This window comes from Streptomyces sp. NPDC002513 (assembly GCF_053595355.1).
Genome location: NZ_JBSFXK010000100.1, coordinates 1 through 14,092 on the forward strand (window position 1 = coordinate 1; position 14,092 = coordinate 14,092).

Below are 14,092 nucleotides of genomic sequence, written 5' to 3' on the forward strand. Positions count from 1 at the left end.
CGCCGGATCGACCTGCCCACCTATCCCTTCCAGCGCCGCCGGTACTGGCTCGACGTGCCGCCGCCGGTCTCCGACGCCGACGGACTGGGCCTCGGCAGCGCGGACCATCCACTGCTGGGCGCGGCCGTGCCCGTCGCCGGTTCCGACGCCGTACTGCTCGCGGGAAGCCTGTCACTGCGTACGCATCCATGGCTCGCGGACCACGCGGTCGCCGGGCGGGTCCTGGTGCCGGGAACGGCGTTCGTGGAACTCGCCGTTCAGGCCGGGGACCGGGTCGGCTGCTCCCGCGTCGCCGAACTGAGCGTGCTCAGCCCGCTGGTGCTGCCCGCCGACGGCGCCGTACAGATCCAGGTCTCCGTCGCCCCGGACGAGGCCGACGAGCACCACCACAGCCTGCACCTGTACGCCCGCCCCCGGGACGCCGACGCCGCTCAGCCCTGGACACTGCACGCCACCGGCACGCTCACGGACCGGGACGTCGCCGCACCGGACGAGGGGCTGGGGGCCTGGCCGCCGAGCGGCGCCGAGCCGGTCGTGGTGGACGCGCTGTACGAGCGGCTCGCGGCCACCGGCCTCGACTACGGTCCCGCGTTCCGCGGCCTGAAGCACGTCTGGCGCCACGAGGGCGATCTGTACGTGGAGGCCGAACTGCCCGAGGCCCTCGCCGCGGACGCCGCGTCGTTCGCGCTGCACCCGGCGCTGCTCGACACCGTGCTGCACGCGCTGGGTGTGGACGACGATGACGACACCGACGGCGGGAAGGGCCCGGCACTGCTGCCCTTCCTGTGGTCCGGTGTCTCCCTGACCGCCGTGGGCGCCGGTGCGGTGCGCGCCCGTATCACTCGCCGCGCGCCCGGCGAGGTCGGCATACGGCTGGCGGACACGGCCGGGGAGCCGGTCGCCGAGATCGACTCGCTGGTACTGCGGCCCCTGACGCCCGACCGGCTCGCCGCCTCCGGGCCGGACGGCCTGTACCGCCTGGAGTGGACCGAGGCTCCCGAAGAGACCTCGGCGCCGGTCCAGCCGGACTGGGCGGCCGTCGGGTCGCTGCCGCCGGGCGTGCGGGCCGCCGTGCACGCCGATCTGGGCGCGCTGGCCGCCACCGGTACCGTGCCCGCCACCGTGCTGCTGCCGGTGACCGCCGCCCCGGACGTGCACGGCACCGTCGCGGGCGTCCTCGCCCGGCTGCGGGAGTGGCTGGCCGACGACCGGTTCGCGGCGTCCCGGCTGGTCGTGATGACATCGGGCGCCGTCCGCGTCCGCGACGGGGACGAGGGGCCGGGCGACATCGCGGCGGCCGGGGTGTGGGGCCTGGTGCGTACGGCGATCAGTGAGAACCCCGAGCGGGTCGCGCTGGTGGACCTCGACACCGACCCCGCCTCCGGTGCGGCGCTCGCCGCCGCCCTGTCCGTCAGGACGGCGCTCGGTGACCCGCAGTTCGCGCTGCGCCGGGGCCGGGTCTGGCTGCCCCGCCTGGTGAGGATGGCCGGCGACGGGGTGCTCGTCCCGCCGGCCGGCGCGGGCGACGGCTGGCGGCTGGACATCGTCACCCAGGGCCGGCTCGACGGCATCGCCCTCGTCCCGGAGGAACCGCGCCCGCTCGGCCCCGGACAGGTGCGCGTCGCCGTCCGCGCCGCCGGGGTGAACTTCCGCGACGTGCTCAACGTCCTCGGCATGTACCCCGGCGACGCGGGCCGCATGGGCCTCGAAGGCGCCGGGGTGATCGTGGAGACCGGGCCCGGCGTGGACCGCTGGGAGGCCGGTGACCGCGTGATGGGCATGCTCGACGCGGCGTTCGGACCGACGGCCGTCGCCGACGCCCGGGAGATCGCCCCGGTCCCGGCGGGCTGGACCTACGAACAGGCCGCGTCCGTCCCGATCGTGTTCCTCACCGCCTACTACGCCCTCGTCGACCTCGCCGGGCTCAAGGCGGGGGAGAAGGTGCTGATCCACGCGGCGGCGGGCGGCGTCGGGATGGCCGCCGTGCAACTCGCCCAGCACCTGGGCGCCGAGGTGTACGCCACCGCGAGCGAGGCCAAGTGGCCCGCGGTCCGTGACCTCGGCGTCCCCGAAGAGCGCATCGCCTCCTCCCGCACCCTCGGCTTCGCCGAGCGGTTCCGGCCGGGCGTGGACGTCGTCCTCGACTCCCTGGCCGGGGACTTCGTGGACGCCTCGTTGCGCCTGCTGCCGCCCGGCGGACGGTTCGTGGAGATGGGCAAGACCGACATCCGCGACGCCGGTGCCGTCACAGCCGAACACGGTGTGTCGTACCAGGCGTTCGACCTCGTGGAGGCCGGCTCCGACCGCATCGGGGAGATGCTCGCCGCACTGCTGGACCTGTTCGAACAGGGCGTGCTGCGGCCCGTCCCGGTGAGCGCGTTCGACATCGCCAGCGCCCCCGAGGCACTGCGGCTCCTCCAGCAGGCCAAGCACATCGGCAAGGTCGTCCTCACCGTGCCCGCGCCCTGGGCCGGACCCGGCACCGTCCTCATCACCGGCGGCACCGGCGGCCTCGGCGCCCTGCTCGCCCGGCACCTCGTGGACCGGCACGGCGTACGCAGCCTGCTGCTGCTGTCCCGGCGCGGCCCCGACGCCCCCGGCGCCGCCGAACTGCTCGCCGACCTCGCCGCGCGCGGCGCGCACGCCGACATCGTCGCCTGCGACGTCGGCGACCGCGACCAGCTCGCCGCCGCGCTCGACGGCGTACCCCTGAGCGCCGTCGTCCACACCGCGGGCGTTCTGGACGACGGCATCCTCACCGACCTGACCGAGGAACGCCTCGCCCGGGTCCTGACCGCCAAGACGGCCTCGGCCCTGCATCTGCACGAACTCACCGCCGACCTCGACCTGGACGCGTTCGTGCTGTACTCGTCCGTCGCCGGAGTCATCGGCTCAGGGGGCCAGGCCGCCTACGCCGCCGCGAACGCCGCCCTCGACGCCCTCGCCGTCGCCCGCCGCGCCCAGGGTCTGCCCGCCGTGTCGCTCGCGTGGGGCATGTGGGAGACCACCGAAGGCATGGGCGGCACCCTGTCCGCCGCCGAACTCGCCCGCATGCGCCGCCAGGGCTTCCCCGCCCTGCCCGGCGACGAGGCCCTCCGCCTGCTCGACGCCGCCCTGCGCGTCAACGAACCCCTCACCGTCCCCGTCGCCCTGCGCGCCGCGGCCCTCGCCGCCAGGGCTGACACCCTGCCCGGCCCGCTGCGCGACCTCGTCCCCGTCGCCCGCAGGCGCCGCACCGCCGGCCGTCCCGCACCCGGCAGCGCCGAGACACTGGCCCGCCGACTCGCCGAACTGCCCGCGCCCGAACAGGACCGGATGCTCCACGAACTGGTCCAGACCCAGGTGGCCGCCGTCCTCGGACAGTCCTCCGGCACCACCGTCGAACCCACCCGCGCCTTCCGCGATCTGGGCTTCGACTCCCTCACCTCCGTCGACCTGCGCAACCGGATCGGTGCCGCCACCCGGCTCAGCCTCCCGGCCACCCTGGTCTTCGACCATCCCACCCCGCAGGACCTGATACGGCTGCTGCGCGAGCGGCTCCTCACCGGCCCCGCCGCCCCGACAGCCCCCGCGGCCGACGGAATCGACCCGCAGATACGGGAGCTGCTGACCGCGATTCCCCCGGCCGAGCTGCGCGCCTCCGGCGTCCTCGACCTGCTGCGCCGCCTCGCCGACCGCCCGGCCCATGCGGGTGACGCTCCTGCGGGCGGCCCCGGTGCCGAGCGGACCGCCGGCCCCGCCGAACCGTCCCACCAGCCCGAATCCCTGGACACGATGGGCGCCGACAGCCTCGTCCAGCTGGCCCTGAAGCGAGTTCAGCGCCAGGCGTGACCCGCGCCGGCCGGCCGCACCGCCGCCGGCCGGCGCCGGGACCGCCCCGCCTGCGCTCACCCGCGACCCTGGAGAAGGACATGACTGAATCCTCCGAACAGCTCGTCGAAGCCCTGCGCGCATCGCTCCAGGAGAACGACCGGCTGTGGCAGCGCTACCAGGACCTGATCACCGCGTCCCGTGAACCCGTCGCCATCATCGGCATGGGCTGCCGCTTCCCCGGCGGCGCCACCACCCCCGAGGCCCTGTGGGACCTCGTCGCCGGCGAACGCGAAGGCATCACCCCCGTGCCCGAGGACCGCGCCTGGGACCTCACCGCGCTCGGCGACACCACCACCGTCGGCGGATTCCTCCCCGAAGCACCCCTCTTCGATCCTGACCTGTTCGGCATCAGCCCCCGCGAGGCCCTCGCCATGGACCCCCAGCAGCGCCTGCTGCTGGAAACCTCCTGGGAAGCCCTCGAACGCGCCGGCATCGACCCCACCTCCCTGCGCGGCACCCGCACCGGCGTCTTCGCGGGCGTCTCCGGCAACGGCTACGGCGGCCACCTCCACGAGGCCACCCCCGAGACGGAGGGATACCTGCTCACCGGCACCACACCCAGCGTCGCCTCCGGCCGCGTCGCCTACACCCTCGGCCTCGAAGGGCCCGCCGTCAGCGTCGACACCGCCTGTTCCTCCTCCCTGGTCGCCCTCCACCTGGCCTGCCAGGCACTGCGGTCCGGCGAGTGCGACATGGCCCTCGCGGGCGGCGCCACCGTCATGGCCAACCCCGGCCTTTTCCTGGAGTTCGCGCGGCAGGGCGGGCTGGCCGGGGACGGCCGCTGCAAGTCCTTCGCCGACAGCGCGGACGGCACCGGCTGGTCCGAAGGCGCCGGCGTCCTCGCCCTCGTACGGCTCTCCGACGCCCAGCGGCTCGGCCACCCCGTCCTCGCCGTCATCCGCGGCAGCGCGGTGAACCAGGACGGCGCCTCCAACGGCCTCACCGCCCCCAACGGCCCCGCCCAGCAGCGCGTCATCCACCAGGCCCTCGCCGCCGCCGCGCTGACCACCGCCGACGTGGACGCCGTCGAGGCCCACGGCACCGGCACCCGCCTCGGCGACCCCATCGAGGCCCAGGCCCTCATGGCCACCTACGGCCAACACCGCACCGCCCCCCTGTGGCTCGGGTCGATCAAGTCCAACATCGGGCACACCCAGGCCGCGGCGGGCGTCGCCGGCCTCATCAAGGTCGTCATGTCCCTCCAGGCCGGTCTGCTGCCCCGCTCCCTGCACTGCGACACCCCCTCCAGCCACGTGGACTGGACCGAGGGCGACATCCGCCTGCTCGCCGAGACCCGCCCCTGGCAGCGCGCCGACCGGCCGCGCCGGGCCGGAGTCTCGGCCTTCGGCATCAGCGGCACCAACGCCCACGCCATCGTCGAGGAAGCGCCCAGCAGCACGGAAGCCGTCACCACGGAGGCAGCCCCCGCCACCCCCGACCCCACACCACACCCGCGTACCGCGCCGCCCGTCGTGCCCTGGCTGCTGTCCGCCCGCAGCGCCGACCCGCTCCGCGGCCACGAAACCCTGCGCGGCCAGGCCGCCCGCCTCGCCGCCCACGCCGAGCCCGGCGCCGACCCCGCCGACATCGGACTGTCCCTCGCCACCGGCCGGGCACGCCTCGACCACCGCGCCGTCGTCCTCGGCACCACCCCCGACATACTGCGCGAGCGCACCGCCGCCCTCGCCGCGGGCCACGACACCCCTGGCGTCGTCACCGGCTCGGTCACCGAGGGCCGCACGGTCTGGATGTTCACCGGCCAGGGCAGCCAACGCCCCGGGACGGGCCGCGAACTCCACGACTCCCACCCGGTCTTCGCCGCCGTCCTCGACGTCGTCTGCGAAACCCTCGACACGGCCCTCGCCGACACCCCCGGCTTCGAACTCCCCGTCCGCGACGTCCTGTTCGCCGCCGACGGCACTCCCGAAGCGGCTCTCATCCACCGCACCGGCTACGCCCAGACCACCCTGTTCGCCCTCCAGACCGCCACCGCCGAACTCCTCCGCCAGTGGGGCGCCCGCCCGGACCTCGTCCTCGGCCACTCGATCGGCGAATACGCCGCAGCCTACGTCGCCGGAGTCCTCGACCTGGCCGACGCGGCCCGCCTCGTCGCCGCCCGCGCCCGCCTCATGCAGGCCCTGCCCGAGGGCGGCGCCATGGCCGCCGTCGAGGCCGACGAAGCGGAGACCCGGGCCCTCATCGACACCGTCGACGCCCACATAGCCGCCGTCAACGGCCCCCGCGCGGTCGTCGTCTCCGGCACCGAGGAAGCCGTCGCGCACGTCATGGCCGCCACCCGCGTCCTAGGCCGCCGCGCCACCCGCCTGAAGGTCTCCCACGCCTTCCACTCACCCCTCATGGAACCGGCGCTGGCCGAGTTCACCCGTGTCGCCGCCACCGTCACCTACCGCCCGCCCACCCTCGCCGCCGTCAGCACCGTGACCGGCGCCCCCATCACCGCCGCCGACTGGACCACCCCCGGTTACTGGACCGACCAGATCGTCCGCCCCGTCCGCTTCCATGACGCCCTCACCACCGCCACGGGCCCCCTGAACGGCACCCGTCTGCTCGAAATAGGCCCCGACCCGGTCCTCACGGCCCTCGCCCGAACCACCGTCGACACCCCCGCCGCAGCCGTCCTCCGCCAGGGCACATCCGAACCCGAAACCCTGCTCACCGCCCTCGCGGAGATGTACGTCCACGGCGCCACCGTCGACTGGAAAGCCCTCTTCGACGGCACCGGAGCCCGCCGTGTCGACCTGCCCACCTACGCCTTCCACCACCAGCGCCACTGGCTGCGCCCCACCCGCACCGTCACCGACCTCGGCGGCCTCGGCCTCGGTGTCGCCGGCCATCCGTTGCTGGGTGCTGCTGTGGCTGTGGCGGGTTCGGACACGGTGCTGCTGACGGCTGCTTTGTCTGTGGGTACTCATCCGTGGCTTGCGGACCATGTTGTCGCGGGCCGGGTGGTGGTGCCCGGTACTGCGCTTCTCGAGCTTGCGGTGCAGGCGGGTGATCAGGCGGGTTGTGCCACTGTCGCTGAACTTGTCTTGCACGCCCCTCTCGTCCTGCCTGAAGACGGCACAGTCCACCTTCAGATCGCCGTCGAGTCCGGTGGCGCCGACTCCACCCGCACCCTGCGTGTCCATGCCCGCCCGGACACTGCCGCTGCGGATGCCCCCTGGACTCTTCACGCCACCGGTGTTCTTGCTCCTGCCGGGGCCCCGGTCGCGGATTGGGATCTGCGTGCCTGGCCGCCTGTCGGCGCCCAACCCCTTCCGCTCGATGGCCTTTACGACCGCCTCGCCGGTACGGGTCTGGACTATGGTCCTGCGTTCCAAGGTTTGCGCGCTGTCTGGCGGCAGGGCACGGACCTTCTTGTGGAGAGCGGTCTTCCTGATGTGGCGGGTGAGTCCGCGGCCTATGGTCTTCATCCGGCTCTGCTGGACAGTGCTCTGCATGCCCTTGCTCTTTCGCAGTCGGCGGATCGGGCTCAGCTTCCGTTTATGTGGAGCGGTGTGCGTGTGCATGCTGTCGGTGCCGACACGTTGCGTGTCCGGATCGCCGGTGATGGCGATGGTGCTTTGAGTGTGCGTGTTGCCGATGCCTCGGGCGAGCCGGTCGCGGAGGTCGACCGTCTGGTTCTGCGTCCGCTGGCTGACACCACTGCCGCGTCTGTTGCCTCGAGTGGTGCTGTTCTTTGCGGTCTCGACTGGGTTGCGGCCGCTGTGCCGGCTGCTTGTGATCCGGTTGAGGGCGGGCCGTGGGCCGTGGTGACCGGTGATTCCGCGGCTTGGCAGGGGGATGTCACGCCTTCGCTGGCCTCGTATGCCGGTCTGGATGCGCTGGCTGTGGCTGTGGACGGTGCTGTTCCCGCGACGGTGCTGTTCCCGGTCGAGCCCGGCGCGGGCGTGGATGCGATCTCCGCGGTTCTGTCTGTTGTTCAGGGCTGGCTCGGGGATGATCGTTTCGCTGGGTCCCGGCTGGTTGTGGTCACTGCCGGGGCGGTGGGTGAGGATGCCACCGGGTTGAGTGGTGCGGGTGTGTGGGGTCTGGTCCGTTCGGCGATCAGTGAGCATCCGGGCCGTTTCGCTCTCGCCGATACGGATGGCACGCCGGCTGCTCATCGTGCGCTGTGCGGGGCACTGGCGTCTCTCGACGCTGACCAATTCCTCGTGCGTGGTGACGAGGTGCGCGTGCCGCGCCTGGCCCGTCTGTCCGTACCGGCTCCGCGTCCCGACCGCACCGTCTGGCCGACGGATGGCACTGTGCTGGTCACGGGTGGTACGGGTGGGCTGGGTGCGGAGGTGGCCCGGCACCTGGTGACCCGTCATGGTGTGGGGGATCTGCTGCTGGTGTCGCGGCGTGGGCTTCAGGCTCCTGGTGCGGCTGATCTGGCGCTCGCTCTCACGGAGGCGGGTGCTCGGGTTCGCATCGAGGCGTGTGATGTGTCGGACCGGGACGCGCTGGCTGCCGTGCTGGATGGTGTACGGCTGGGCGCGGTGGTGCATGCGGCGGGTGTGCTGGATGACGGGCTGGTGGCGGATCTGGCTCCTGAGCGGCTGGCGCGGGTGCTGGCGGCGAAGGCGGAGTCGGCCCTGCACCTGCATGAACTGACTGCCGGCCAGGACCTTCAGGCGTTTGTGTTGTTCTCGTCGTTCGCGGGAATCGTCGGTAGTGCCGGCCAGGCGGCTTATGCCGCCGCGAACAGTGTCCTGGATGCCCTGGCACTGTTGCGCCGGTCCCAGGGTCTGCCTGCGGTGTCTTTGGCGTGGGGGATGTGGGAGGCGGGGATGGGTGGCCGGATGTCCGAGAGGGACGTGGTCCGGTTGCGTCGGCAGGGTTTCCCGCCGCTGACGAGTGATGAGGCTCTTGCGCTTTTCGATGCTGCGGTGGGTGTGGAGCGGGCTGTGGTCGTGCCGTTCGCCTTGGATGCGGGTGCGTTCTTGGCCGGTCGTGATGTTTTGCCGGCTGTGGTGCGTGATCTGGTTCCGGTTGTGGCGCGTCGTCGTTTCGCGGTCCGTGACAAGGCTGGTGCGGGTGACGGTGGTGCTTTTGTGCGTGGTCTGCTGGCGTTGTCTGCGGATGAGCGGGAGCGCCGGATTTTCGATCTGGTGCAGGGTGCTGTTGCGGGGGTGTTGGGGCATGGTTCGGCGGGGGTGGTGGATCCGGCGCGTGCTTTCCGGGATCTTGGTTTTGATTCGCTGACCGGTGTGGATCTGCGGAATCGTCTTTCGGTGGCTACGGGTGTGCAGCTTCCGGCGACTGTTGTGTTCGATCATCCCAGTCCGCTTGCTCTGACGGCGTTTTTGGTCGGTGAGCTTGTGGGTGGGGTGGCGGGGGAGGCTGAGGTGGTGCCGGGCCGTGTGGTGGGGGCCGGTGTGGATGAGCCTATTGCGATTGTGGGGATGGGGTGTCGTTATCCGGGGGGTGTTGATTCGCCGGAGGCGTTGTGGGGGTTGGTGGCGTCGGGTGGGGAGGGGGTGTCGGGGTTTCCGGTGGATCGTGGCTGGGATCTGGCGGGGTTGTTCGCGGGGGAGGGTTCTGGTACGTCGGCGACGCGTGAGGGTGGTTTCCTGCATGATGCCGCGGAGTTTGATGCGGAGGTGTTCGGGATCAGTCCGCGTGAGGCGTTGGCGATGGATCCGCAGCAGCGGTTGTTGTTGGAGACGTCGTGGGAGGCGTTGGAGCGGGCGGGTATTGATCCGTTGTCGTTGCGTGGTTCTGCGACGGGTGTGTTTGCGGGGTTGATGTATCACGATTATGCGTCGCGTCTGCCGGTGGTTCCGGGGGTGGTGGAGGGGCTGTTGGCGAACGGGAATGCGGGGAGTGTGTTCTCGGGGCGTGTGGCGTATGTGTTTGGTTTTGAGGGTCCTGCGGTGACGGTTGACACGGCGTGTTCGTCGTCGTTGGTGGCGTTGCATCTGGCGTGTCAGTCGTTGCGGTCGGGGGAGTGTGACACGGCGTTGGCGGGTGGTGTCACGGTGATGGCTTCGCCGATGACGTTTGTGGAGTTTTCGCGTCAGGGTGGGTTGGCGTCGGATGGCCGGTGTAAGGCGTTCGCGGAGTCGGCGGATGGTACTGGCTGGTCCGAGGGTGCTGGTGTGTTGGTGTTGATGCGGTTGAGTGAGGCCCGGCGGCGGGGGCGTCGGGTGTTGGCGGTGGTGCGGGGTAGTGCGGTGAATCAGGACGGGGCGTCGAATGGGCTGACGGCGCCGAATGGTCCTTCTCAGCAGCGTGTGATCCGGCAGGCGTTGGCGTCGGCGCGGGTGTCGGCGGCTGAGGTTGATGTGGTGGAGGCGCATGGTACGGGGACGCGGTTGGGTGATCCGATCGAGGCGCAGGCGTTGCTTGCCACGTATGGGCAGGCGCGTACGGATGACGTGCCGTTGTGGCTGGGGTCGGTGAAGTCGAACATCGGTCATACGCAGGCGGCGGCCGGTGTCGCGGGTGTCATCAAGATGGTGATGGCCCTGCGCGCCGCCCGGTTGCCCGCAACCCTCCACGTGGACCGGCCCACGTCGCACGTCGACTGGTCGGCTGGGGCGGTCCGCCTCGTCACCGAGGCTCGTTCGTGGCCGGAGACGAGCCGTCCGCGCCGGGCTGGTGTGTCCTCGTTCGGGATCAGCGGTACCAACGCCCATGTGATCCTGGAGGAGGCTCCGGTTGTCGAGTCTCCGGCCCCGGTGCGTACGGGTGTGCCGGTGGTGCCGTGGGTGGTGTCGGCACGTAGCGCGCGGGCGCTGGGTGCCCAGATCGAGCGGTTGGCATCGGTGGATGCCAATGGGCTGGATGTGGGCCTGTCGTTGGCCTCGACTCGGGCGGTTCTTGAGCATCGTGCGGTGCTGGGTGTCGCGGACTCGGCGATCGAAGGGGTTGTTGCCGAGGGGCGTACGGGGTGGATGTTCACGGGGCAGGGGAGTCAGCGGACGGGGATGGGGCGGGAGTTGTATGCCGTCTTCCCGGTGTTCGCTGCGGCTCTGGACGAGGTGTGCGGGCTGCTGGATGCCGAGCTTGGTTTCGACCGGCCGTTGAAGGAGGTGCTGTTCGACGGAAACGGGGACGGGGGCGGTCTGCTGGACCTGACCGGTTATGCGCAGTCGGCTCTGTTTGCGGTGCAGGTGGCGCTTGTGGCGTTGCTGCGGTCGTGGGGCATGGAGCCGGGGGTGGTGCTGGGGCATTCGGTGGGTGAGTTCGCGGCGGCGTATGCGGCTGGGGTGTTCGAACTTCCTGACGTGGTGCGGTTGGTGGCGGCTCGGGCGCGGTTGATGCAGGTGTTGCCGGTGGGTGGGGCGATGGCTGCGGTGGAGGCCGGTGAGGCGGAGGTGGCCGGCTGGCTGGTCGACGGGGTGGTGGTCGCGGCGGTGAACGGGCCGGCGGCTGTGGTCGTGTCGGGTGTCGAGGCCGCTGTGGAGGCGGTGGTGGAACGGGCGCGTGCCGAGGGCCGGCGGGTCACCCGGCTGCGGGTGTCGCATGCTTTCCACTCGCCGTTGATGGAACCGGTGCTGGAGGAGTTCGCGGCAGTCGCCACGCAGGTGACGTACCGTCAGCCTCGCGTGGCGGCGGTCAGTACGGTCACCGGTGGTTCGCTGGGGGAGCACGAGTGGACTACACCCGGCTACTGGGCGGAACAGATCATCCGGCCTGTTCGCTTCCACGAGGCTTACACCACCGCCACGACCACTCTGGGCGCGACCCGCTTCCTGGAGATCGGCCCCGATCCCGTACTGACTGCGCTGACTGACGATGCCACCGCTGCGGCCACACTCCGCAAGGACCAGCCAGAACCGCGGACCTTGCTGGCGTCCGTCGCCGAGATGTTCGTGCGGGGCGCCGGGGTGGACTGGGCGGCCTTCTTCGACGGTACGGGCGCGCGCGAGGTGCCGCTGCCGACGTACGCCTTCCAGCGGCAGCGATACTGGCTCGACGCCCCGCGTGCGGCTCTGGACGCCGGTGGACTCGGCCTGAGTGACGCCGGGCATCCGCTGCTCGGTGCCGCCCTACCGGTTGCCGGGTCGGACACCGTGCTGCTCACCGCACGGCTGTCCATCGCCGATCAGCCGTGGCTGGCGGACCATGTGGTGGCCGGTTCAGTGATCGTGCCGGGTACGGGGCTGCTGGAGCTGGCTCTGGCCGCGGGTGAGCGCGTCGGCTGCGACCGTGTCGACGAACTGACCCTCCAGTCACAGCTGGCCGTCCCCGCGACGGGCGCGGTGCAGGTGCAGCTGGCTGTCGAGGCACCTGACGACTTCGGGCGCCGCCCGCTGCAGGTCTACGGACGTGTGGAGTCGACTGCCGACGACGCCTGGGTGCTGCATGCCTCGGGTGTGCTGTCGTCGGCTTTGGTGGCTGGGTTGGACTGGGATCTGCGGGTGTGGCCGCCGGCGGGTGCGGAGCGGGTGGTTGTCGAGCTGGATGGTTTGTATGAGCGGTTGGGTGGTGCGGGGCTGTCGTATGGTCCTGCGTTTCGTGGGTTGGGTGGGGTGTGGCGGTGTGGGGAGGAGTGGTTTGTTGAGGCTGTGCTGCCGGATGGGGTGAGTGGTGGCGCTGAGGGGTTTGGTCTGCATCCGGCGTTGCTGGATTCGGTGTTGCATGTGCTGGGGCTTTGGGAGTGGGGGGATGCTTCGGCTGTTGGTGCTGTGGTGCCGTTTGTGTGGTCGGGTGTGGGGTTGTGGGCTGTGGGTGCGTCGGCGGTGCGGGTGCGGGTGACGCGGGAGGGTGAGGATTCGGTCGCTCTGCGGATCGCGGATGCCCAGGGCGGGGCTGTGGCGGAGGTGGCGTCGCTGGTTGTGCGACCGCTGACGAGCACTGCTGTCGCTTCTGCGGAGACGGCGGTTCGCGACAGTCTCCTCCGGCTCGATTGGCTGCCTTTGGCGGAGGTCGTGGGGGAGCCGGTGGAGGGTTGTGCTGTTGTCGGTGGTGTTCTGCGGGAGGCCATGGCGGGGCGTGCGCGTCATTACGTGGATGTTGGTGGGCTTGTTGAGGGGTCGGGTGGTGGTGAGCTGCCGGGGACGGTGATCACGTCGGTGGCCGTGGAGGGGCGTGCTGTTGCCGACGTGGTGGCGGAGGCGTTGGGGTTGGTGCAGGGGTGGCTTGCGGAGCCGCGGTTGGCTGGGTCCCGGCTGGTGTTCGTCACGTGTGGTGCGGTGGCGGTCGGGGAGGGGGAGGTTCCGGACGCCCGGGGTGCGGGTGTGTGGGGTCTGGTCCGTTCGGCGATGAGTGAGCATCCGGGCCGTTTCGCTCTGGTGGACACTGATGATGGCGTGGCTGGTCTTTCCCTGGTGGTGCGTGGTGAGGCCCAGGTCGCGTTGCGTGGTGACGGGGTGTTGGTGCCGCGTCTGGTGCGGGTGGCTGGTGAGGGGGTGTTGGTGCCGCCGGCTGGTGTGGGTGACGGCTGGCGGTTGGACGTTGTGGCGCGGGGGCGGCTGGATGGTATTGCTGTGGTTCCGGAGGAGCCGCGGGTGTTGGGTCCGGGTCAGGTGCGGGTGGGGGTGCGTGCGGCTGGGGTGAACTTCCGTGATGTGCTGAGTGTGCTGGGCATGTATCCGGGGGATGCGGGCCGGCTGGGGCATGAGGGTGCGGGTGTGGTGACCGAGGTCGCGCCGGACGTGAGGGCTTTCGCGGTCGGTGACCGGGTGATGGGTCTTTTGGACGGGGCGTTCGGGCCGAGTGCGGTCACCGATGCCCGGTTGTTGGCGCGGGTGCCGCGGGGGTGGTCGTTCGAGGATGCGGCGTCGGTGCCGATTGTGTTCCTGACCGCGTATTACGCGCTGCACGACCTGGCGGGTCTGCGGTCGGGTGAGTCGGTGCTGATTCATTCGGCGGCGGGTGGGGTGGGGATGGCGGCGGTGCAGCTCGCTCAGCACCTGGGCGCTGAGGTGTATGCCACCGCGAGTGAGCCGAAGTGGCCGGTGGTGCGTGACCTGGGTGTCCCCGAGGAGCGGATCGCCTCTTCCCGCACCCTCGGGTTCGAGGAGCGTTTCCAGCCGGGTGTGGATGTGGTGCTGGATTCGCTGGCGGGTGAGTTTGTGGACGCGTCGCTGCGGTTGGTGCGGCCGGGTGGCCGGTTTGTGGAGATGGGCAAGACCGATGTCCGTGATGCCGGGCGGGTGGAGGCCGAGTATGGGGTTTCGTATGCCGCGTTCGATCTGATGGATGCGGGGCCGGAGCGTATCGGTGAGATGTGGGCGGTGTTGCTGGGGCTGTTCGAGCGGGGTGT

The 14,092-nt window shown here is 71.3% G+C and carries 2 protein-coding genes; both read left to right on the top strand.

Annotation, left to right across the window (positions count from 1 at the left end; all coding sequences use genetic code 11):
* On the top strand, nucleotides 1–3,831 hold a 3,831-nt coding region (locus ACWD5Q_RS33970), incomplete at its 5' end, for an SDR family NAD(P)-dependent oxidoreductase (RefSeq protein WP_451430927.1).
* Nucleotides 3,832–3,911: 80 nt separating this feature from the next.
* Nucleotides 3,912–14,092: SDR family NAD(P)-dependent oxidoreductase (locus ACWD5Q_RS33975; protein ID WP_451430928.1), on the top strand; the 10,181-nt coding region annotated here is incomplete at its 3' end.